This window comes from Halomonas sp. SS10-MC5 (assembly GCF_015992245.1).
Classification (GTDB): domain Bacteria; phylum Pseudomonadota; class Gammaproteobacteria; order Pseudomonadales; family Halomonadaceae; genus Halomonas; species Halomonas sulfidoxydans.
This window is the reverse complement of the sequence record NZ_CP065435.1, coordinates 403798-424225: the sequence shown is the minus strand read 5'-3', so window position 1 is coordinate 424225 and position 20428 is coordinate 403798. Positions and strand designations below refer to the sequence as shown.

Genomic DNA, 20428 nt, shown 5'->3' with positions numbered 1-20428 from the left:
AAGAAAGGGCACGACCTGGCGGTCGTGCCCTTTCACTTTGCCCTGTCAACCGGATGGCACTCAGGCCACTGTCACGCTCTTGTCCAGGTACACGTCCTGGATGGCGTGGAGCAGCTCGACGCCCTCGGTCATGGGTTTCTGGAACGCCTTGCGCCCGGAGATCAGGCCCATGCCGCCGGCACGCTTGTTGATCACCGCGGTGCGCACCGCCTCGCCCATGTCGGAGTGGCCCTTGGAGCCGCCGCCGGAGTTGATCAGCCCGGCACGGCCCATGTAGCAGCAGGCCACCTGGTAACGGGCCAGGTCGATGGGGTGCTCGGAGGTCAGCTCGCTGTAGACCTTGGCGTGGGTGTGGCCGAAGCCGATGTCCTGGTAGCCGCCGTTGGTCTCGGGCAGCTTCTGCTTGACGATGTCGGCCTTGATGGTCGAGGCAAGATGGTTGGCCTGGCCGGTGAGGTCGGCCGCCACGTGATAATCCTTGCCCTCGTGCTTGAAGGCGGGATTGCGCAGATAGGCCCACAGCACCGTGGCCATGCCGAGCTGGTGCGCCCGCTCGAAGGCCTCGCTGATTTCCATGATCTGACGGCGACTCTCGGGCGAGCCGAAGTAGATGGTGGCTCCCACCGCCACGCAGCCCATGTCGTGGGCCTGCTCCACCTCGGCGAACAGGGTCTGGTCGTACATCGCCGGGTAGCTCAGCGTCTCGTTGTGGTTGAGCTTGAGCATCATCGGGATGCGGTGGGCGTAGCGCCGCGCCACCGAAGAGAGCACGCCCAGGGTCGAGGCCACGCCGTTGCAGCCGCCCTCGATGGCCAGCTCGACGATGTTGGCCGGGTCGAAGTAGCGCGGGTTGGGGGCGAAGGAGGCGCCGGCGGAGTGCTCGATGCCCTGGTCCACCGGCAGCAGGCTGAGGTAGCCGGTACCGGCCAGGCGGCCGTGGTCGAACATCGCCTGCAGGCTGCGCATCACCGCCGGGCTGCGGTCGCTGTCGGCCACCACCCGGTCGACGAAGTCCGGCCCCGGCAGGTGCAGCTGTTCGCGGGGAAAGCCGCGGCAGCGGTGGTCGAGCAGGTAGTCGGCGTCGTCACCGAGCAGTTGGGATATGTCGGTCATGTCTTCCTCTCCATGGTGTCGTTAATCGCTATTCCCAGCGTAGTGAAAACCGTACCGAGCGTGCGCCCTGCTTGCAAACGGAAGCGCCCTTCCCGCATGGGAAGGGCGCCAGTCGGGCTTCGCTCAGGCCGCCCTGACCTCGATACGGCGGCGCTGGTGCGATGGCTTCTTCGGTAGCCGCAGATGCAGCACGCCATTCTCGATGCGCGCCTCGATGGCATCGCCATCGATCTCGTGGCTGAGCGTGAAGCGGCGTGCGAAGCGCTGAGCCCGGACCTCGGCGTAGATGGCCGTCATGCCCTCGGGCATCTCCAGGCGGATCTCGCCCTCCAGGCTCAGAATGTTGTTGTCTACCTCTATGTTCAGCGACTCCGGCGTGACGCCGGGAAGATCGGCCAGCAGGTGCAGGGCGTTGCCCTCCTCGAAGATATCGACCGGAGGCTGCAGCGCCCGGTCGCGCTCACCCCCGGCGCCTTCGCTCCCCTGCACGCGGGGCTCACGGGTCGCTTCTTGCCGAGTGATCTCGTTCATTGCCGTTCACCTCCTTCTGGCTCGACCATCACGCCGACTGGATCTCGATGCGCCGCGGCTTGAGCTCCTCACGCTTGGGCAGCGTGATCTCGAACACGCCGTTGCGCCAGCGCGCCTCCGCCCGGTCGGCATCGAGCCCCTCGGGCAGGGCAATGGACCGGGCGAAGCTGCCGCCCGCGCGCTCGCGGCGAAAATAGGGGCGTCGTGCGTCGCCCTCCGACTCGTCGGCGGCGACCTTGCGCTCCCCCTGCACGGTCAGGACGTTGTCCTGGAGGCTGAGTTCAAGATCGCCTGCCGCGAGGCCGGCGGCAAAGACATAGACCCGCACCGCATCGTCGGTACGACCGATGTTGATCATCGGATAGGTGCCGCGCGGTACCGCGCGGATGTTGGTCGCCCCGGGCTCGGGAAATACCTCGTCCAGCCACTCCCGGAACCAGTCCCCCCCCCAGGGAGACCCGCTGTCGAAACGCCTGAGATCTCCGAACATGACGAACACCTCCTACGTTTTGCATCCCACCAGGAAACGAGACGCCGAATTCGGCAGTCGCACCGGCCGACGGCCTCCCGTACAGGAAAAATAGGGGCACGCGGCGGGCTTTCAAGGCCCCGTGGCAAACCAGGAACCGGAGCCGCGAGCCGGGACGTCGCGCCGCTTTTGCGGTAGAATCCCCGCTTTCCGTTCGAGGAGAGCCAGGCAAGCATGGCCCAGCGCATCGCCATCAATGGATACGGCCGAATCGGCCAGTGCGTGCTGCGCGCGCTGGTCGAGCGCCAGCGCGGCCGGAGCGCGGCGCGCCTGCCGGAGCCCCCCCTCGACATCGTGGCGATCAACGAACTCTCCGACCTGGACACCATCGCCTACCTGACTTGCTACGACACCACACACGGCCGCTTCCCTGGTCGGGTGAGCACCGCCTCCGGGCGTCTGGTCGTCGACGAACATCCCATCGCGGTGCTCAACGAGCCCGATCCGTCCCGCCTGCCCTGGGGCGAACTCGGCATCGACCTGGTGCTGGAGTGCTCGGGCAGCTTCAAGGATCGCGCCACCGCCGAGCGCCACCTCGCCGCCGGCGCCGGCCGTCTGCTGTTCTCCCAGCCCGCCGAGAGCGATGTCGACGCCACCATCGTTTGCGGTATCAACGACGATGAGCTCAGCCCCGGGCAGCGCATCGTCTCGGCGGCATCGTGCACCACCAACTGCCTGGTGCCGGTACTCACCGTGATCGACGAGGCGCTGGGCATCGAGCATGGCGTGACCACCACGGTGCACTCGGCGATGAACGACCAGCCGGTGATCGACGCCTACCACCAGACCGACCTGCGCCTGACGCGCTCGGCGATGCACTCCATCGTGCCCGTCGACACCAGCCTGGCGCGCGGCATCAACCGCCTGATGCCGCACCTGGCCGGACGCTTCGAGTGCCTGCACATGCGCGTGCCGACGATCAACGTCTCGGCCATGGACATGTCGATCTGCGTGCGCCGCGACACCTCGGCCGCCGAAGTCAATGCCCTGCTGCGGAACGCCAGCGCCGGCCCGCTGTCCGGGCTGCTCGGCTACAGCGAAGAGCCCACGGCCTCGGTCGACTTCAACCACGATCCCCGCTCGGGTATCGTTGACGCCACTCAGACCCGGGTGGCGGGAAACCGCCTGATCAAGCTGCTGTGCTGGTTCGACAACGAGTGGGGCTTCGCCAACCGCATGCTCGACGTCGCCCAGCGGATGGCGGCGCTTCCCGCGGTGCCCCGTTGATGCCCGGCATCGGTTCCCCCAATCAAGGAAAGGAAGACGCCTGATGAACGTGCTCAAGATGACCGACCTCGACCTGCGCGGCCAGCGCGTGCTGATCCGCGAGGACCTGAACGTACCCGTCAAGCACGGCAAGGTGACCAGCGACGCCCGCCTGCGGGCCAGCCTGCCGACCATTCAGGCCGCCATGGAGGCCGGCGCCAAGGTGATGCTGATGAGCCACCTGGGGCGCCCGACCGAAGGCGAACCGGCCGCGGAGTTCTCGCTGGCCCCGGTGGCCGAGCGCCTCGGCGAGCTGCTCGGCCGCCCGGTGCGGCTGGTCGAGCAGTACCTCGACACCGCCCAGGACCTGGCCGACGGCGAGGTGGTGCTGCTCGAGAACGTGCGCTTCAACCAGGGCGAGAAGAAGGACGACGAGACCCTCGCCCAGCAGTACGCCGCACTGTGCGACATCTACGTGATGGACGCCTTCGGCACCGCCCACCGCGCCCAGGCCTCGACCCACGGCGTGGCGCGCTTCGCCCCCCAGGCCTGCGCCGGCCCGCTGCTGGCCGCCGAGCTCGATGCCCTGGAGAAGGCCCTGGCCACGCCCAAGCGGCCGATGGTCGCCATCGTCGGCGGCTCCAAGGTCTCGACCAAGCTCGAGGTGCTCAACGCCCTGTCCGACAAGTGCGACCAGCTGATCGTCGGCGGCGGCATCGCCAACACCTTCATCGCCGCGGCCGGCCACAACGTCGGCAAGTCGCTGTATGAGGCCGACCTGGTGGAACAGGCCAAGGCGCTGATGGCCAAGGTCGAGATCCCGCTGCCCACCGACGTGGTGGTGGCCACCGAGTTCTCCGAGTCGGCCGAGGCCGTGGTCAAGCCGGTCGACCAGGTGGGCGACGACGAGATGATCCTCGACATCGGCCCCGACACCGCCGGGCGGCTCGCCGGCCTGCTCAAGGATGCCGGCACCATCCTGTGGAACGGCCCGGTGGGCGTGTTCGAGATCGACCAGTTCGGCCACGGCACCGAGGCGTTGTCGCGCGCCATCGCCGAGAGCAACGGCTTCTCCATCGCCGGCGGCGGCGACACCCTGGCCGCCATCGACAAGTACGACATCGCGGAGCAGGTCTCCTACATCTCCACCGGCGGCGGCGCCTTCCTCGAGTACGTGGAAGGCAAGGTGCTGCCCGCCGTGAAGGCGCTGGAGGACGCCGCCGCTCGCTGACCCGACCCGCGCCGCCCGGCCCTGCCAGGCGGCGCCCCACTGCCCCAGACAGATCGAAAGAGAACAGGTGAGTTCATGGCACTGATCAGCATGCGCCAGATGTTGGACCACGCCGCCGAGCGCGGCTACGGCATTCCGGCATTCAACGTCAACAATCTCGAGCAGATGCGCGCCATCATGGAAGCGGCCGACGCCACCGATTCCCCGGTGATCGTCCAGGCCTCTGCCGGTGCGCGCAAGTACGCTGGCGCGCCCTTCCTTCGCCATCTCATCCTGGCCGCCGTGGAGGAGTTCCCCCACATCCCGGTGGTGATGCACCAGGACCACGGCACCTCCCCGGCGGTGTGCCAGCGTTCGATCCAGCTCGGCTTCTCCTCGGTGATGATGGACGGCTCGCTGGGCGAGGACGGCAAGACCCCGATGGACTACGACTACAATGTCGACGTCACCCGCCGCACCGTCGAGATGGCGCACGCCTGCGGCGTCTCGGTGGAGGGCGAGCTGGGCTGCCTGGGCAGCCTGGAGACCGGCATGGCCGGCGAAGAGGACGGCATCGGCGCCGAAGGCGTGCTCTCCCACGACCAGCTGCTGACCGATCCGGAAGAGGCCGCCGAGTTCGTCAAGGCGACCCAGGTCGACGCCCTGGCCATCGCCATCGGCACCAGCCACGGCGCCTACAAGTTCACCAAGCCGCCCACCGGCGACACCCTGTCGATCCAGCGCATCAAGGAGATCCATGCGCGCATCCCCGACACCCACCTGGTGATGCACGGCTCCTCCTCGGTGCCCCAGGAGTGGCTCGCCGTCATCAACGAGTTCGGCGGAGAGATCCCCGAGACCTACGGCGTGCCGGTCGAGGAGATCGTCGAGGGCATCAAGCACGGCGTGCGCAAGGTCAACATCGACACCGACCTGCGCCTGGCCTCGACCGGCGCGGTGCGCCGCTTCCTGGCCAACAACCCCAGCGAGTTCGACCCGCGCAAGTACCTCAAGGAAACGGTGACCGCGATGCGCGACGTCTGCATCGCCCGCTACGAGGCCTTCGGCACCGCCGGCAACGCCAGCCGCATCAAGCCGATCAGCCTCGAAGCGATGTACGAGCGCTACGCCCGCGGCGAGCTCGACCCCAAGGTGAGATAAGTTCCCTGGTTGGACGCAACGGGGCGGCCATGTGGCCGCCCCGTTGCATCACGGCCGTTTCGTTCGGCCGCTGTTGCCGGCAACCTCCCTCTCCCCGCTCTTTTTTGCGCTTGCCTCTCTCCGAGCCATTTCCCCAGCACTTGCTCCCCGTGTCCTTCAGGCCTAGGATGGGAACGTTCCCATCGAGAGACGAGCCATGCCTGACCGATCCACCCGGCACGCCACCATTCTCGAAGTGGCGCGTGAGGCCGGCGCCTCCAAGACCAGCGTGTCGCGCTACTTCGGCGGCGAGCGCGAGCGGCTCTCGCCGGCGCTGCGCCAGCGCATCGGCGAGGCCGCGCGCCGGCTCGGCTACCGCCCCAACCAGATCGCCCGCGGCCTCAAGGGCGGCCGCTCGCGGCTGCTCGGCATGCTGGTGGCCGATATCCGCAACCCCTATTCGATTGCGGTGATGCACGGCGTCGAGCAGGCCTGCCGCGAGCACGGCTATTCGCTGCTGGTGGCCAATACCGACAACGACCCGGTGCAGGAGCGCACTCACCTGTCGCTGCTCGCCTCCTACCGGGTCGAGGGGCTGGTGATCAACGCCGCCGGCCATCCCACCCATGAGCTTCAGGCCATGGCCGAACAGGGCCTGCCGCTGGTCCTGCTCGACCGCTGGCTGGAAGCGTTCGGGGCGGACGGGGTCGGGCTCGACAACGCCCTGGCCGTCGACATGGCCATCGATCACCTGAGAGCGCAGGGGTATCGTCATCTGCTGTTTCTCAGCCAACCGGTCGGCCTGGCCAGCCCGCGCCAGCAACGCTGGCAGCGTTTCGAGCAGCGCCTTTCCGAGGAGCCGATCCTCCACGGCGAACGCCATGACCCGGCGCTCGACGGCTCCGCGGTGCGGGCGATCATCGAGGCGTTCCTCGCCCGCGCCGGCCGGCCCGCCGCGGTACTGTGCGCCAACGGCAACGTGACCCTGGCGGCAACCCGCGCCCTGCAGGCGCTGGGCATTCGCCTCGGCGAGGTCGGCCTGCTGGGTATCGACGAGCTCGATTGGTGCAGCCTCGTGCCACCCGGCATCACTACCCTGGCCCAGCCCACCGAAACCATCGGCCGTGCCGCCGTTCAGCAGTTGCTGGTGCGGCTCGATGGCAGCGAGCCGGCAGCGCCGCCACGCCACGCGCTGTTTCCGCCGACGCTGATCGAGCGCGGCTCGACCCGCCTGCCCGGACCCGACCACGACAAGGAGACGCCATGAACGACGCGACACTGCCTCCGGAAATCCTCGCCTTCGGCGAAGCCATGGCGCTATTCGTGGCCGAGCATCCCGGCGCGATGGAGGACGTGGAGTGCTTTCGCCGCGGCATCGCCGGGGCCGACACCAATGTCGCCATCGGCCTGGCCCGGCTCGGCTTCCGGGTCGGTTGGCTCAGCCGCGTCGGCGAAGATGGCTTCGGCCGCTATATCCGCACCACGCTCGAGGCCGAGGGGCTCGACTGCCGCTACCTGATCACGGACAGCAACCATGCCACGGGCCTGGTCTTCAAGGAGCGCGCCGAGGGCGGCGCCGACCCCAGGGTCGAATACTTCCGCCGCGGCAGTGCGGCCAGCCACCTGGCGCCCGAAGATGCCGCCCAGGTGGACTTCGCCGCCGCGCGCCACCTGCACGCCACCGGCATCCCCCCGGCGCTCTCCGACAGCTGCCGCGAGCTGACCCTGGACATGCTCGAATGTGCCCGGGCGCAGGGCGCGAGCATTTCCTTCGACCCCAACCTGCGCCCCAGCCTGTGGCCCAGCGAGGCGGAGATGCGCGACACGCTGAACGCGCTGGCGGCGAAGGCCGACTGGGTGTTGCCGGGCCTGGCCGAGGGCCGCCTGCTGACCGGGCGCGACACGCCACGTGAGATTGCCGATTTCTATCTCGAGCGCGGCGCCAGGGCCGTGTTCCTCAAGCTCGGCCCCGAGGGCGCCTATTACCGCGGCATGCTGGGAGGCCGCGAAGCGGAAGCCACGGTCGCCGGCTTCCCGGTCGAGCGCGTGGTGGATACCGTGGGCGCCGGGGATGGCTTCGCCGTGGGCGTGATCAGCGCCCTGCTCGACGGCCGCTCGCCGCAGGCCGCCGCCCGACGCGGCAACCTGATCGGTGCCGAGGCCGTCCAGGTACAGGGCGACATGGAAGGCCTGCCCAGCCGCGCCCACCTGACCGAGCTCGAACGTCATCTGCCAGACTTGGCGTGACGGCCTGACTCAATAACGGAGCGAGACAATGACAAAACGCATCGTCGCCTACAGCCGCCTCAAGCCGACGCACCTCGATCAGCTCAGGCAGCATTTCCATGTCGACTATTTCGAAACCCTGAAGGACACCGACGATCCGGACTTTCGCCAGGCGCTGGGCAAGGCCCATGGCATCGTCGGCTCGAGCCTCGCCATTACCTCCGAGCTGCTCGATGCAGCCCCGCAGTTGGAGGCCATCGCCAGCATCTCGGTGGGCTACGACAACTACCCCGTCGATGAGCTGACCCGGCGCGGCATCCTGCTGTGCAACACCCCCGACGTGCTCACCGAGACCACCGCCGACACCGGCTTCCTGCTGATCATGACAACGGCCAGGCGCGCCATCGAGCTGGCCGAGTTCGTCAAGCGCGGCGATTGGTGCGAGAGCATAGGCGAGGCCCACTTCGGCAGCGACGTGCACGGCAAGACATTGGGCCTGATCGGCTTCGGGCGCATCGGCGCCGCCGTGGCCCGGCGCGGTGCGCTGGGCTTCGGCATGCGGGTGCTCTACTCCAATGCCTCGCCCAAGCCCGAGCTGGAGCGCGAGCTGGGCGCCACGCGCTGCGAGCTGGACGAGCTGCTGGCGCAGAGCGACTTCGTCTGCGTCACCGTGCCGCTCTCGGCCGAGACGACCCACCTGATCGGCGCTCGCGAGTTCGGCCTGATGAAGCGCTCGGCGATCTTCGTCAACATCGCCCGCGGCAAGGTGGTCGACGAGGCGGCGTTGATCGGCGCGCTGGAGAGCGGCGAGATCCGTGCCGCCGGGCTCGACGTGTTCGAGCAGGAGCCTCTGTCGCCGGAATCGCCGCTGCCGTACATGACCAATGTGGTGGCCCTGCCGCATATCGGTTCGGCGACCCACGAGACCCGCGATGCCATGGCCCAACGCGCGGTGGACAATATCACCCTCGCCCTGACGGGCCAGCGGCCGATCAGCCTGGTCAACGAGGCGGCCTGGCAGGCGCGGGGCTGAGCGCGAACCAAGACGTCTAGACTTGGCCCCCTCGCGACGAGCCTATTACGACTAAAGGCCCCTTGGCCCCGGCATTGACCTCTTCTAGTTTTGGATCAATCCAAAAACAATTCTGACGGAAGCATGCAGCATGAGCGACAAGACACGCCAACCCGACGGAGCGCATCGTGCCTCCGGCAACGTGACGCTGCAGGACATCGCCGCACATGCCGGCGTCTCACGCTCCACGGTTTCGCTGGTGCTGCGCGAGAGTCCGCTGGTGGCCAAGCGTACCCGCGAACGGGTTCGCCGTTCGATCAAGGCGCTGGGCTATGTCTACAACCGCGGCGCGGCGGCGCTGCGGGCCACCCGCACCTCGACCCTGGGCGTGGTGGTCTACGACATCGCCAACCCCTTCTTCGGCGCCATGGTGGCGGGTATCGATGCCGCCCTCAACCGAGAAGGCTATGTCTCCTTCCTCGCCAACAGCGAGGACTCCCCCGAGCGCCAGCAGCGCTTCCTCGAGCGTATGCGCGAGCATCGCGTCGACGGCATTCTGCTGTGCCCGGCGGAGGGCACCGACCCCTCCCTGGTCGCAACGCTGGAAGCGTGGAAGCTGCCCTGCGTGCAGGTGCTGCGCCATATCGGTACGCCGCCCTATGACTATGCCGGCACCGACTTCCGCCAGGGGGTCAACCTGGCCATGGATCATCTGGTGGCACTCGGCCATGAGCGCATCGCCTTCATCGGCGGGCACACGGAGCACTCGGCGACACGTGAACGCTGGCAGGGCTACCGCGAGGCCGTCGCTCGTCATGGCCTGGGCTATCAGCGTCTGCTGCGCTCGACGGTCACCCGTCGCGACGGTTTCGAGGCCATCCAGTTGCTGCTAGGCGAAGCGCCGCCGCCCACGGCCGTGGTGTGCCACAACGACCTGGTCGCCTTCGGCGCCATGCTCGGCCTGCAGCGCCGCGGGCTCACCCCCGGCGTCGATTGCGCCGTCATTGGCACCGATGACGTCGAAGAAGCCGCCTTGAGCGCTCCGGCGTTGACCAGTATTGCCACCCATCCCTACGCCGTCGGCCAGGAAGCGGCCCGCCTGGCCCTGCGGCGTATCCAGAACCCCGACGGGGTGCGCGAGCAGGTCGTGCTCGCCCCCCAGCTCAGGGTACGCGAGTCCTGCGGGGCTTCCTTGCGCCTGGACAGGCCTCTCGCACCGACCCCTTGATGCGGCAGCCGCCGCGAACGCCAGCCACCCACGCCACTCATGTGGCTTCGATATAACAAGAGGTATTTTTATGACTCGTAGCTGGATCGATCCAAAAACCACTCTTCGCCCCATCGCCGCCGGACTGCTCGCCGGCGCCACGCTGGTCGCCGCCCTGGGCACGGCCGGCACGACGCAGGCCGCGGAGCTGCGCTTCGGCCACGGCGGCACCGAAGACACCGCCTACCACCTGGGCGCGACCCGCTTCAAGGAGCTGCTCGACGAAAAGAGCGGCGGCGAGATCGGCGTCGAGATCCTGGGCAACTCGGTGCTCGGTCACGAGACCGAGATGTTCGAGCAGCAGATGGCCGGGGCGCTCGACCTCTCGATCATCAACCCCGGGCTGATCACCGACTTCTCCTCCACCGCCAACGTGTTCTCCATCCCCTTCCTCTATCGCGACGAAGAGCATTGGCAAGCGGTGCTTGACGGCGAGGTGGGCCGGGAGATCGCCGACCGCATCAGCGAGGAGACCGACGTGCGCATTCTCGCCTTCTACGGTGGCGGCAAGCGTCAGATCGTCAGCACCGAGCCGCTGGAGAGCCTCGACGATCTCGAAGGCTTGAAGCTGCGCACCAATCCCACCAAGCCGCTGATCACCGCCTGGGAGGCGCTGGGCGCCGATCCCACGGTGATGGAGTGGGAAGAGATCTACACCGGCCTGCAGGTGGGCGCCATCGACGGCCTGCTCAACGAGGCCGAGTGGATTCATCGCATGCGCTTCCATGAGGTCGCGCCGCACATCGGGCTCTCCGAGCACGACATCACCGTGCGTCTGCTGACCATGTCGCAAATGAGCTGGGACCGACTCTCCGAGGAGCAGCAGCAGATGGTGCAGGAGGCCGCCGAGGAGTCGGCAAGCTATGCCCGCGAGGTGCAGCTCGAGCAGGACGCCGAGGCGCTCGATCTGCTGGCCGACGAGGGTGCCACCCTGCACGAGCTCGACCGCGAGCGCATGCAGGAAGTGGTGGAGGAGCCGTTGCAGAGCGTGATCGAGGAAATGGGCCTTGCCGACCTGCATCGCATGATCGTCGACGCCGAGTGAGCACCCGCGCCCGGCCGTGCCGGGCGCCCCTCTCCCGACCCACAGGAAACCGTCATGTCCCGTTTGCTTCAAGGCCTGGCATGGCTCAATCGCGGTATCGAGCGTCTGCTGCATGGGCTGCTGCTGGCGCTGGTGTTCGGCTTCATCCTGTTCATCATCTACCAGGTGCTGAGCCGCAACCTGCCCTTCATGCCACGTCTCTACTGGACCGAGGAGTTCAGTCGCTTCGCCTTTCAGTGGATGGTCATGCTGGGTGCCGCCGTCGGCGTTCTGCATGCCGACCATTTCGTGCTCGAAGCCTTTCCCCGCGGCTCGCGGGCCGATCTGTTCACCCGTGTCGTTCGCGACCTGGCCTGCCTGCTGCTCGGCGTCCTCTTCGTCGTATACGGGAAGGACTTCGGCCTGTCCGGACTGCGCCGTAACGCCACCGCCTCGGGGCTGTCGATGGTCTACGTCTACTCGGTCTTCGCCGTCAGCGGGGCCTTCATGGTGCTGTTCAGCCTCCAGCGATTGCTGCATGCCGCGCTGTACGGCATGGACGCCATGGAGCGGAGCCTGAACACGCCGAGCGATCTCGACGCCATCGATGTCAGTGAGTCGGGCAACACACCGCTGAACGTCAAGCACGGCGCTCCCCCTCTCGAACCCAACCGGCATGGAGGCGACCGCTGATGCTGCCCATGGAGTGGATATTCTTCTTGCCCTGGCTGCTGTTCGGCCTGCTGGGGGTGCTCATCGTGGCCGGCGTGCCGATCGCCATGGCGTTGATTCTCACCGCCGCCGGCATCATCGTGCTCGACCCCCGCCTGACCTTCTGGGTAATGTTCCAGCGCATGTACAACGGCATGGATTCGTTCGTGCTGCTGGCCGTGCCGCTTTTTCTGCTCGCCGGTAACCTGATGAACGCCGCGCGCATCACCGACCGGCTGATCACGCTGTGCATGCTGCTGGTTGGTCACTTCAAGGGCGCGCTGGCCCATGTCAACGTGATGGTGAGCATGCTCTTCGCCGGGGTATCCGGCTCCTCCACCGCCGACAGCGCGGGGGTGGGCACGGTGCTGATACCGGCCATGAAACGCGAGGGCTATCCGGCACACTTCGCCGTGGCGGTCACCGCCGCCTCGTCGGTGATGGGCATCATCATTCCGCCCTCGATCAACATGATCGTCTGGGGCGCCTTGACCAATACCTCGATCGCCGGGCTGTTCCTCGGCGGCATCCTGCCGGGGGTCATGATCGGCGTGGCCCAGCTCGCCCTGAACCTGGGCTATGTGCGCCGTTACCAAGTGCCGGTGCGACCGCGCGCCTCGTTCGGCGAGCTGCTGCGCTCGGGCAAGGATGGCATGATGGCGGCGGGCATCCCGGTGGTGATCATCGGCGGCATCACGCTCGGCATCGTCACGCCCACCGAAGCGGCCATGATCGCGGTGCTCTATGCGCTGGCGCTGGGTTTCATCGTCTATCGCGAGCTCCGGTTCCGCGACGTGCTCGACGCCTCCACCGCCACCGTGCGGCTGTGCTCGCTGTCGCTGTTCAGCCTGGTGGGAGCGGCGATCTTCGGCTACCTGATCAGCTTCTACCAGATCCCGCCCAAGCTGATGGCCGGGGTCAATATCTCCGACCCGGTCGTGCTGCTGCTGATCATGACCGCGGTGATGCTCATCATCGGCACCTTCATGGATTCGCTGCCGGCGATGGCGATCATGGCGCCGATCTTCCAGCCCTTGGCGATACAGGCCGGCATCCATCCGGTGCAGTTCGGGGTGATCGGCGTCATGGCCCTGGGGCTCGGCCTGATCACGCCGCCCTATGGGCTGTGCCTGATGATCTCGGCCAAGATCGGCGGCATCCCGCTGCTCAAGGCGCTGGGGACCACCATGCTGTATCTGGCCATCATGCTCGCCGTAATCCTGCTGCTGATTCTCTATCCTCAACTGATCCTGGCGATTCCCGAGCTGCTGGTGCCGGATTTCGTCTAACCTCCGCGTCGCGCCGCCGCGTGCAGGCGTGACGCCTCTCTCAAGAGGCTTCGTATGTCCGTTCCGCTCTGCCTGCTCTTCGACTCCGACGGCACCCTGGTCGACAGCGAGATCCTGCTCGCCGAGGTCATGGGCGAGGTCCTGCCCCGCCATGGCTTGCCCTTTACGGCCGCGCAGTACATGGAGGAGTTCCGCGGCGTTCGCTTCCTGACCATCGTGCTCGAGCTGGAACGCCGCCATCGTACGCTGGGCGAGACTCAGCGGCAGGCCATGGAAGCGGCGATGCGCGAGTCGATGGAACTGCGCATGCGCGAGCAGCTCATGCCCATCGCCGGCATGGCCGAAGCGCTGGAGGCGCTAAGCGACCATCCTCGCGCGGTGGTATCCAACGGTCCAGAACGCAAGATTCGCTGTGCCATGGAGTGCGTCGGTTTCGCGCACCACTTCGGCGACAACCTGTTCAGCGCCTATACCCTGGGCGCCTGGAAGCCGGACCCCGCGCTTTACCTCAAGGCGGCCGAGGCCATGGGCCACCCGCCGGAACGCTGCGTGGTGATCGACGACGCCGCCGTCGGCGTCGCCGCGGGCCTCGCCGCCGGCATGCGGGTGATCCATCTCAACCATTTCCCCGGCGTGGAGACAACGCCGACCGGGGCCATTGCCATTCATCGTGCCAGTGCACTGCCAGCAGCGGTCGCGCGCCTATCACCTTGCGCCGATTCCCATTTCACGTTGCAATGCAGCATCAAGTGATCTATGAATTTGAGGTAGGCGCAGGAGCGCCGCCACCCGATGACAAGGAGTCATAATGCCATCCCCATCCTATTATCCGTTCGTGCCCTCGACGCCGGCCGCCATGCTGGACGTCTGGAAGCTGGGCATCATGGCCTTCGAGCTATGGACGACTTCATTCAGTACCATCGCCATGCGCCATGGCCTGTGGCAGAGCCAGTCCCCCACCAGTGCCCGAATGATCAAGGAGAACCAGCGCATGGTGACCGAGAAGCTCGAGGCCGGCCTGGAAACCGGCTTCGAGATTCAGAAGGCCATGCTGCAGATGACGTTCGGCGGGGGCACGCCCTGGTGGATCACCGGTCGGCGCACCATGACGCCCTTCCACCGCCGCAGTAGCGCCAATGTCCGCCGGCTGTCCCGCCGACGCTGAGCTTGCGCCAGTCCCATGGGGCTACCTACAGTTCAGGAAGGCACCTTCCAAGGAGAGGTCGACATGAAGCCAAGCGTGCTGACAGCCGGCATTCTGGCGGCGACATTGATGGTTGCCCCGGCCTTCGCCGCACCAGAAGGCGGCGAAACCGGCGAGGACGATGACCCCGAAAAAGTGGAGGGCATGGGCCCCGAGGAATCGGAGCAGCAGTTGGAGCCGACCAACGACCCCATCGACCAGGCCCGCGTCGAGACCAACGAAAAGGAACCCTTGGGGCGTTACCTGACCAACCAGGACGGCAAGAGCCTCTACATCTTCACCCAGGACCAGCAGGGCGGTGATTACAGCACCTGCGATGAGAGCTGCGCCATTGCCTGGCCGCCCTATACCACCGAGCAGGACCCGGCCGGCGGCGAGGAGGTCGACGAAGAGCGCCTGGGCGTGATCGAGCGGGAGGACGGCACGCGGCAGGTCACCTACGACGGCTGGCCGCTCTATTACTTTGCCCGCGACGTCTACCCCGGCGATGCCCTCGGCCAGGGCCTGGATCACATGGGCGGCCATTGGTACCTGCTCTCGCCCGAAGGCGAGACCATCGAGAAGAAAGTCCAGGAGCAGGCCGAACCGGCGGAGCCGGGCGAGCCCTAGGAAAAGCGATCGCCCCCGGCGAAGCCGAGGGCGATTGGAGATGAGGGAAGGTCAGTGAGAGGTGGGCATTACCACTCCTGCTCGGTGTCGCCCTCCTCTTCCCACTCTTCCTCCTCATTTTCCTCTTCCCACTCGTCGGTTTCCCACTCTTCCTCTTCGTTCTCCTCTTCCCACTCGTCGGTTTCCCACTCTTCCTCTTCGTTTTCGTACTCGATGGTATCGAAGTCAGCGCCGCCCTGAGCGTTGCCGTTGGTCTCCGGAGCGGTCTCTTCCGGATAGGTTTCCTGCTCTTCCTCTTCGTCGTGGAAATCAGCCAGGGCCAGGGGGCTGGCAGTCAGGCCGAAAGTGATACCGACGACACCGAGCTTCTTGAGGAATTCCTTGGACATCATGTTCGTACCTCCAACGAAGTTTGCACTTGCGTTCCTGGTGCATGTACCGAAATCGCTTGGGATTCCGACGCACCCTGAGGAAAGCGAAATGCAGGCCAATATTTTTCCAGTGGCTAAATAATGCCTGCATGACAATAAGATAGGAGAAGAACAGCGTTTCCATTCGGGTTCGATCCACGCCACGTCGCGTGGAGAAAAATGGCACATGAGCAGGAAATGAACGCACCAAGGATCGGGAGCGTGACTGCTCCGAACCGGCTTTCCAACAAAGAACCGCCCCCGGCATGGCCGGGGGCGGGTCCGAGGCGGTTGACGATAGTCAACCTCCAGGTGACGTCGCCATCTTCCTTGATGGCGACTACCCATCCTTGGGTATCAGACTTTACCAATCCTGGTCGTCATCCTGATCCTCTTCCCACTCTTCCTCTTCGTTCTCTTCTTCCCACTCGTCAGTGCTTGCGTCGGTGTTGGTATCGGCGTCGGTACCCAGGCCGCTATCACCCGTTTCGGCACCGGCTTCGATACCGGTATCGGCACCCGCGCCTGCATTGGTGCCTGTATCATCGGTACCCATGGCACCGCCGGCATCCGTACCCGTCCCGGTGCTCATGTCGGTATTGGCGTCCCCGGTGCTCATGTCGGTATTGGCGTCGGTGCTGGTGTCAGCGTCGGTACCCAGGCCGCTGTCGCCCGTTTCGGCACCGGCTTCGACACCAGTATCGGCACCTACACCTGCACCGGTACCCGTATCATCGGTACCCATTGAGCCACCGGCTTCACCCGGAGCCGTTTCCTGCGGCACGGCACCCTGCTCATCCTCTTCATCATGAAAGTCGGCAAGAACCAGCGGGCTGGCGGTCAGGCCAAAAGTGATACCGACAATGCCGAGTTTCTTGAGGAATTCCTTGGACATCATGTTCGCACCTCCAAAGGAGTTGAACGTGAGTTTCCTTGAAGCCGAGGCTTCACTGGTCGTGCCGATGCGAGAGGAATGCGACTCGACGCTGTTGATCTCCACCGGCACGTCATGCTCACCCAGAAGGTTGCAGCAGTCGGGCCAATAGGCCAAATAAACTTAAAAATAGAATCATAACAGCGATTTGCGAACGCACGACGCGTCTCACAATGATGCCCAAAGCTGGCTCCGGGGTGACGACATCTGGCACATGGGTCTGTTCTAGGCAGCCCCTGCCATGCCAACCGGGCCCCACCCTCGGCGGGACACAACGTGGACCAGGGACTTGAACACGGCTCGCTTACGGGCAATACTTAGGAAACAGCGTTCGCAAACATGCGGCAGCCCTAAACTTCACGGCCCGCATGCCGATACAAGAGGTAAGGTGCTCGACAGTCACAGGACTGCGAAGGAATATCGGTATGATTCGCCCCCTATGCCTACTTTTCGATTGTGACGGCACGCTGGTCGACAGCGAGCCTCTGCTGGCCGCCGAAATGGCCGCCAGCCTGACCCGGCTGGGGCTTCCCTTCCAGGCCAGCGACTACATCGGCGAATTCCGCGGCAGCCGTTTCCGCAACATCGTGGCTGTGCTCGAGGACCGCTACGGCAGCGTCGACCCACTGCACCTGGCCGAGACCGAAACCGAAATGCGCAGCAACCTGAACCGTCGGCTCGAGACCGAACTCGGGGCGATCACGGGCGCCCGCGAAGCCCTGCTGGCGCTGGCCAACTATCCGTGTGGCGTGGTTTCCAACGGCCCCGAGAACAAGATCGTCACGTCACTGAAGGCTATCGGCTTCTCCGATTTCTTCGGCTCGCATCTCTACAGCGGCTATACCGCCAAGTGCTGGAAGCCCGACCCCCGCCTCTACCTGCACGCCGCCAACATGATGGGCTTCGAGGCCGAGGACTGCATCGCCATCGACGACGCCCTGGTAGGCGTCAGGGCCGCCCTCGACGCCGGCATGACGGTGATCCATCTGAATCGTTACCCCGACGCCGAGGAGACCCCTGAAGGGGCGATCATGATCAGCAGCATGTATCAGCTGCCCACGGTGATCGAGAACCTGGCGCACGCCAGGGCCATGGACAACCGCCAGGTCGCCCACGCCCGCTGAGTCCGGCAGTCCCCTCCCGTACCGACTCACACTTCCGCACCGGCTCCCACGGCTTGAGCGCCGTGATGTTGGCGCGTAGGCATACGCTCCCGCGGGCGTTATCATCTCGGCAGCACACGACGACCTTCGAGATGCCAGGAGCTTCCATGGCCACATTGCAGGACCAGCTGCGCGGCCTGGTCTATTCCACCGAACATGGCGACATCTGCCCCCACTGTCGCCAGCCACAAGACGAGTGTCGCTGCGCCGAACTGGCCGAGCAGAAGCGCATCGCCGCGCTCGACGGCATCGTCCGTCTGCGACGCGAAACGAGCGGGCGCAAGGGCAAGGGGGTGACCACCGTCACAGGCCTGCCGCTGGCTAGCGCTGAGCTGAAGGCAATGGCCAAGAGCCTCAAGAAGTGCTGCGGTACCGGCGGTTCGGTACACGATGGGGTCATCGAGATCCAGGGGGACCACCGCGAGCGGCTCAAGGCCGAGCTCGAGCGCCTGGGCTATACCGTCAAGCTCGCCGGCGGCTGAACGAGGGAGGGGAAAAATGACGTTGCTTGGTTCTGCCCTGCGGCGCCGGACACGCCTCGGCGTCGCTGCGCTGGCACTGCTGGTGATGGCCGGCTGCGCCGGGGCTCCGGATTTCGCCGAACTCGACGTTCGCGTCGAGCCCCCGCCTGGGCTGGCGCCCACCGAAGAGGCCGAACTGCGAGTCCAGCTGCGGGATGCCGGCGGCACCCTGGCGGAGACCCGCGCTACGCCGCGCGGCAGCGGGCCCTGGCCGGTCACGCTGCGCTTCGACCGCCGCACCCTCGAGGAGGCCCGCTCGCCGCGGCTGTCGGCCGAGCTGCGCCAGCAGGGCAGCCTGACCCATGTCACTTCCGAGCCGGCGCCCGTCCCGACGCCGGGCGAGGGGCCGCTCAACCTGCCGCTCGACCCGCGCCGGTGAACGTGGCGGCAACCGCCGCGAGCACCTCCCCTACCGGCGCCTCGAGCTTGAGTGCGTAGAGCGCATCGGCCCGGGTACGTCCCAGGTTGAGACAGGCGATCGGCCTGCCGGCGGCGGCCGCCTGACGTGCAAAGCGATAGCCGGAGTAGACCATCAGCGACGATCCCACCACCAGCAGGGCATCGGCCTCGTCGACCATGGTCCGGGCGCGAGCCACCCGTTCGAGCGGCACGCTGTCGCCGAAGAACACCACGTCGGGTTTCCAGATGCCCTGGCCGCAGCGACGGCAGCCGGGTACCTCGAAGTCGGTGAAGTCCGTCTCGACATCGGCATCGCCATCCGGCCGTATTTCGGCTCTCACCTCCAGCCAATGGGGATTGCGCTCGGCCAGCTCCGCATGCAGGTCGTGGCGCATGCGCAGGGCGCCGCAGCCCATGCAGCGCACCAGCTCGGCGCGACCGTGCAGGTCGACGACACGCCGCGAACCGGCCTTCTGATGCAACCCGTCGACATTCTGGGTGATGACGCCATGAACTCTGCCGGCTTGCTCCAACCGCGCCAGAGCCCGGTGGGCATCCCCCGGGCGGGCGCGATGCAGCGCACGAAACCCTATCAGGGCGCGCGCCCAGTAGCGCTGGCGCGCGGCATGACTGGCCATGAACTGGCGGTGCTGCATGGGCGGCGCGCATTTCCAGGCCCCCGAGGCATCGCGATAATCGGGGATGCCGCTCTCGGTGCTGACGCCGGCGCCGGTCAGCACGGCCAGGCGCGGATGACGGGCCATGAACGCTCGCAGGCGTTCGATGGCTTCTGTCACGGCGGGCTGTCGTGTATCGTTCATCGTCTATCCGTCATGATGCAGCGCATGGCCCGAGGCATAGTCTGAAATGACAGTTTTCGGACAATGTTAGTACTGAACATGGCTCTGCGTGCCTCAGGTTGTCTAGAATGTAATGCTTGTGTGACGCTTACCGGCAAGGACGAACCCCGATGGCCTGGCTGGAATACTTGCTGCCTCTCATATTTCTGTTCCCCCTCGGGGCCATGGCCGTCATCGTCATCGCCTTGCGTAACCTGCATGATGCCCGCGTTCGCTCGCCGTTCAATGCCCGCCAGCTGCGCGAGCCCGGCCAGGCCCTGCGCGATCGGCTCGACCGCGCCTTTGCCACGCTGTTCCTCAACGGCGCGCTGGGGCCCATCGTGACCCTGGCCCCCTTGGTGTATGGCATGGGCCGCATGCTCTTCGCCAGCCGCCAGAACTGGCTCGAATGGGCGCTCTACGGCGCACTGAGTACCGTGCTGGTACTGGTCTACTGCTTCCTGCTGATTCGCGACTTCCAGCATATCCGGCGCATCAAGCTGGGGCTCGCCTGCGAGCTGGCGGTGGGTCAGGAGCTGGAGCGCCTGGTGCGTCCCGAGGCCCATCCTTATTACGTCTTCCACGACATACCGACCGACAGCGGCATCATCGACCATGTGGCCGTTACCCCGCACGGCGTGTTCGCGGTTGAGACACGCGCCCGCTCACGGCCATTCACCGCCGACGGACGCGAGATCAACCTGGTCACGGTCGAACCGCAGCGGCTGCGCTTCCCCGGCTGGAACGAGCATCGCCCCCTGGCCAAGGTGCTTGGCGCCTCGCGCTGGCTCGGCGCATGGCTCGAGCAGCGCTGCGGCCAGCCGGTACCGGTGATGGGCGTGCTCGCCCTGCCCGGCTGGGACATTACCTGTGCCGGCACGCCCGAGGGCCTGATGGTGGTCAGCGGCGAAGGCTTGGCCAGTCAGCTCAGCGAACATCGGCTCGAGCCACTGGATGACGCCCTGCACGACAAGGTGATCGTGGCGTTGATCGAGCGTTCCGCGGAGCTGGATCACAACCCGACGCTGTGCGAGCCCTCGATCTGACGCCGGCTCATTCGGCCTCGTGGGTGGCGATACGCAAACGCCTGG

General features: G+C 66.3%; 23 protein-coding genes. 17 read left to right on the top strand and 6 right to left on the bottom strand.

Features of this window, described 5'->3' with window-relative positions:
• Nucleotides 1-60: 60 nt before the first annotated feature.
• The 3 genes from I4484_RS01960 to I4484_RS01950 form a co-directional block, all read right to left on the bottom strand.
• The gene (locus I4484_RS01960) at nt 61-1113 is read right to left on the bottom strand and encodes a class I fructose-bisphosphate aldolase (protein WP_197449376.1); all 1053 of its coding nucleotides are present in this window, start codon (nt 1111-1113) and stop codon (nt 61-63) included.
• A gap of 123 nt (nt 1114-1236) precedes the next feature.
• Nucleotides 1237-1644, bottom strand: coding sequence for an Hsp20/alpha crystallin family protein (locus I4484_RS01955; RefSeq protein WP_197449375.1), 408 nt, complete (start codon nt 1642-1644; stop codon nt 1237-1239).
• Nucleotides 1645-1672: 28 nt separating this feature from the next.
• Nucleotides 1673-2134 carry an Hsp20/alpha crystallin family protein gene (locus tag I4484_RS01950; protein WP_197449374.1) on the bottom strand — a complete coding sequence of 154 codons (462 nt, stop codon included), beginning with the start codon at nt 2132-2134 and terminating at the stop codon, nt 1673-1675.
• Nucleotides 2135-2347: 213 nt separating this feature from the next.
• Between I4484_RS01950 and I4484_RS01945 the strand changes: the two genes are divergently transcribed.
• From I4484_RS01945 to I4484_RS01885, 13 genes are all read left to right on the top strand, one after another.
• Entirely contained in the window at nt 2348-3400 is a 1053-nt protein-coding gene (locus I4484_RS01945; protein WP_197449373.1) for a type I glyceraldehyde-3-phosphate dehydrogenase, read from the top strand.
• Nucleotides 3401-3443: 43 nt separating this feature from the next.
• Nucleotides 3444-4610, top strand: a complete 1167-nt coding sequence (locus I4484_RS01940; RefSeq protein ID WP_197449372.1) for a phosphoglycerate kinase — start codon at nt 3444-3446, stop codon at nt 4608-4610.
• Nucleotides 4611-4685: 75 nt separating this feature from the next.
• The gene (fba, locus tag I4484_RS01935; RefSeq protein ID WP_197449371.1) at nt 4686-5750 is read left to right on the top strand and encodes a class II fructose-bisphosphate aldolase; all 1065 of its coding nucleotides are present in this window, start codon (nt 4686-4688) and stop codon (nt 5748-5750) included.
• A 196-nt stretch (nt 5751-5946) separates the two neighbouring features.
• Nucleotides 5947-6996, top strand: a complete 1050-nt coding sequence (locus I4484_RS01930) for a LacI family DNA-binding transcriptional regulator (RefSeq protein WP_197449370.1) — start codon at nt 5947-5949, stop codon at nt 6994-6996.
• Complete coding sequence (locus I4484_RS01925; protein WP_197449369.1) at nt 6993-7976, top strand: sugar kinase; 984 nt, start codon at nt 6993-6995, stop codon at nt 7974-7976. Before I4484_RS01930 ends, I4484_RS01925 begins: the two co-directional genes overlap by 4 nt.
• 28 nt (nt 7977-8004) lie before the next feature.
• Nucleotides 8005-8988: a D-glycerate dehydrogenase gene (locus I4484_RS01920; protein WP_197449368.1), complete on the top strand. Its 984-nt coding sequence runs from the start codon at nt 8005-8007 to the stop codon at nt 8986-8988.
• A gap of 130 nt (nt 8989-9118) precedes the next feature.
• Nucleotides 9119-10195, top strand: a complete 1077-nt coding sequence (locus tag I4484_RS01915) for a LacI family DNA-binding transcriptional regulator (protein WP_197449367.1) — start codon at nt 9119-9121, stop codon at nt 10193-10195.
• 70 nt (nt 10196-10265) lie between these two features.
• A complete protein-coding gene (locus I4484_RS01910) occupies nt 10266-11279 on the top strand; it encodes a TRAP transporter substrate-binding protein (RefSeq protein ID WP_197449366.1) in 1014 nt (337 codons plus the stop codon).
• Between the two features lie 54 nt (nt 11280-11333).
• Nucleotides 11334-11951 (top strand): TRAP transporter small permease, encoded by a 618-nt coding sequence (locus I4484_RS01905; RefSeq protein ID WP_197449365.1) that lies wholly within the window; start codon nt 11334-11336, stop codon nt 11949-11951.
• Nucleotides 11951-13258, top strand: a complete 1308-nt coding sequence (locus I4484_RS01900; protein WP_197449364.1) for a TRAP transporter large permease — start codon at nt 11951-11953, stop codon at nt 13256-13258. Before I4484_RS01905 ends, I4484_RS01900 begins: the two co-directional genes overlap by 1 nt.
• A gap of 54 nt (nt 13259-13312) precedes the next feature.
• Nucleotides 13313-14011, top strand: coding sequence for an HAD-IA family hydrolase (locus I4484_RS01895; protein WP_197449363.1), 699 nt, complete (start codon nt 13313-13315; stop codon nt 14009-14011).
• 55 nt (nt 14012-14066) lie between these two features.
• Nucleotides 14067-14423 (top strand): hypothetical protein, encoded by a 357-nt coding sequence (locus I4484_RS01890; RefSeq protein ID WP_197449362.1) that lies wholly within the window; start codon nt 14067-14069, stop codon nt 14421-14423.
• A 63-nt stretch (nt 14424-14486) separates the two neighbouring features.
• Nucleotides 14487-15071: a hypothetical protein gene (locus I4484_RS01885; protein ID WP_197449361.1), complete on the top strand. Its 585-nt coding sequence runs from the start codon at nt 14487-14489 to the stop codon at nt 15069-15071.
• 68 nt (nt 15072-15139) lie between these two features.
• On the opposite strand, the gene I4484_RS01880 is transcribed toward I4484_RS01885, so the two are convergent.
• Nucleotides 15140-15463 carry a hypothetical protein gene (locus I4484_RS01880; protein WP_197449360.1) on the bottom strand — a complete coding sequence of 108 codons (324 nt, stop codon included), beginning with the start codon at nt 15461-15463 and terminating at the stop codon, nt 15140-15142.
• A 382-nt stretch (nt 15464-15845) separates the two neighbouring features.
• Entirely contained in the window at nt 15846-16481 is a 636-nt protein-coding gene (locus I4484_RS01875) for a hypothetical protein (protein WP_197449359.1), read from the bottom strand.
• Nucleotides 16482-16840: 359 nt separating this feature from the next.
• Here I4484_RS01875 and I4484_RS01870 point away from each other — a divergent pair, with 359 nt between their 5' ends.
• From I4484_RS01870 to I4484_RS01860, 3 genes are all read left to right on the top strand, one after another.
• Complete coding sequence (locus I4484_RS01870) at nt 16841-17539, top strand: HAD family phosphatase (protein WP_197449358.1); 699 nt, start codon at nt 16841-16843, stop codon at nt 17537-17539.
• Between the two features lie 146 nt (nt 17540-17685).
• On the top strand, nt 17686-18060 hold the full coding sequence (locus I4484_RS01865) for a translation initiation factor Sui1 (RefSeq protein WP_197449357.1): 375 nt from the start codon (nt 17686-17688) through the stop codon (nt 18058-18060).
• A gap of 16 nt (nt 18061-18076) precedes the next feature.
• Nucleotides 18077-18478, top strand: coding sequence for a YbaY family lipoprotein (locus I4484_RS01860; protein ID WP_197449356.1), 402 nt, complete (start codon nt 18077-18079; stop codon nt 18476-18478).
• On the opposite strand, the gene I4484_RS01855 is transcribed toward I4484_RS01860, so the two are convergent.
• Complete coding sequence (locus tag I4484_RS01855) at nt 18450-19319, bottom strand: NAD-dependent protein deacetylase (protein WP_197449355.1); 870 nt, start codon at nt 19317-19319, stop codon at nt 18450-18452. The two genes, I4484_RS01860 and I4484_RS01855, sit on opposite strands and share 29 nt — an antisense overlap.
• A 149-nt stretch (nt 19320-19468) precedes the next feature.
• Here I4484_RS01855 and I4484_RS01850 point away from each other — a divergent pair, with 149 nt between their 5' ends.
• The gene (locus I4484_RS01850; protein WP_197449354.1) at nt 19469-20383 is read left to right on the top strand and encodes a nuclease-related domain-containing protein; all 915 of its coding nucleotides are present in this window, start codon (nt 19469-19471) and stop codon (nt 20381-20383) included.
• The last annotated feature ends 45 nt before the right edge of the window (nt 20384-20428 follow it).

What these genes read in the sequence shown, in the direction of transcription:
- I4484_RS01960 (WP_197449376.1), bottom strand. Translation starts at nt 1,113, where the DNA reads ATGACCGACATATCCCAACTGCTCGGTGACGACGCCGACTACCTGCTC.
- I4484_RS01955 (WP_197449375.1), bottom strand. Translation starts at nt 1,644, where the DNA reads ATGAACGAGATCACTCGGCAAGAAGCGACCCGTGAGCCCCGCGTGCAG.
- I4484_RS01950 (WP_197449374.1), bottom strand. Translation starts at nt 2,134, where the DNA reads ATGTTCGGAGATCTCAGGCGTTTCGACAGCGGGTCTCCCTGGGGGGGG.
- I4484_RS01945 (WP_197449373.1), top strand. Translation starts at nt 2,348, where the DNA reads ATGGCCCAGCGCATCGCCATCAATGGATACGGCCGAATCGGCCAGTGC.
- I4484_RS01940 (WP_197449372.1), top strand. Translation starts at nt 3,444, where the DNA reads ATGAACGTGCTCAAGATGACCGACCTCGACCTGCGCGGCCAGCGCGTG.
- fba (WP_197449371.1), top strand. Translation starts at nt 4,686, where the DNA reads ATGGCACTGATCAGCATGCGCCAGATGTTGGACCACGCCGCCGAGCGC.
- I4484_RS01930 (WP_197449370.1), top strand. Translation starts at nt 5,947, where the DNA reads ATGCCTGACCGATCCACCCGGCACGCCACCATTCTCGAAGTGGCGCGT.
- I4484_RS01925 (WP_197449369.1), top strand. Translation starts at nt 6,993, where the DNA reads ATGAACGACGCGACACTGCCTCCGGAAATCCTCGCCTTCGGCGAAGCC.
- I4484_RS01920 (WP_197449368.1), top strand. Translation starts at nt 8,005, where the DNA reads ATGACAAAACGCATCGTCGCCTACAGCCGCCTCAAGCCGACGCACCTC.
- I4484_RS01915 (WP_197449367.1), top strand. Translation starts at nt 9,119, where the DNA reads ATGAGCGACAAGACACGCCAACCCGACGGAGCGCATCGTGCCTCCGGC.
- I4484_RS01910 (WP_197449366.1), top strand. Translation starts at nt 10,266, where the DNA reads ATGACTCGTAGCTGGATCGATCCAAAAACCACTCTTCGCCCCATCGCC.
- I4484_RS01905 (WP_197449365.1), top strand. Translation starts at nt 11,334, where the DNA reads ATGTCCCGTTTGCTTCAAGGCCTGGCATGGCTCAATCGCGGTATCGAG.
- I4484_RS01900 (WP_197449364.1), top strand. Translation starts at nt 11,951, where the DNA reads ATGCTGCCCATGGAGTGGATATTCTTCTTGCCCTGGCTGCTGTTCGGC.
- I4484_RS01895 (WP_197449363.1), top strand. Translation starts at nt 13,313, where the DNA reads ATGTCCGTTCCGCTCTGCCTGCTCTTCGACTCCGACGGCACCCTGGTC.
- I4484_RS01890 (WP_197449362.1), top strand. Translation starts at nt 14,067, where the DNA reads ATGCCATCCCCATCCTATTATCCGTTCGTGCCCTCGACGCCGGCCGCC.
- I4484_RS01885 (WP_197449361.1), top strand. Translation starts at nt 14,487, where the DNA reads ATGAAGCCAAGCGTGCTGACAGCCGGCATTCTGGCGGCGACATTGATG.
- I4484_RS01880 (WP_197449360.1), bottom strand. Translation starts at nt 15,463, where the DNA reads ATGATGTCCAAGGAATTCCTCAAGAAGCTCGGTGTCGTCGGTATCACT.
- I4484_RS01870 (WP_197449358.1), top strand. Translation starts at nt 16,841, where the DNA reads ATGATTCGCCCCCTATGCCTACTTTTCGATTGTGACGGCACGCTGGTC.
- I4484_RS01865 (WP_197449357.1), top strand. Translation starts at nt 17,686, where the DNA reads ATGGCCACATTGCAGGACCAGCTGCGCGGCCTGGTCTATTCCACCGAA.
- I4484_RS01860 (WP_197449356.1), top strand. Translation starts at nt 18,077, where the DNA reads ATGACGTTGCTTGGTTCTGCCCTGCGGCGCCGGACACGCCTCGGCGTC.
- I4484_RS01855 (WP_197449355.1), bottom strand. Translation starts at nt 19,319, where the DNA reads ATGAACGATACACGACAGCCCGCCGTGACAGAAGCCATCGAACGCCTG.
- I4484_RS01850 (WP_197449354.1), top strand. Translation starts at nt 19,469, where the DNA reads ATGGCCTGGCTGGAATACTTGCTGCCTCTCATATTTCTGTTCCCCCTC.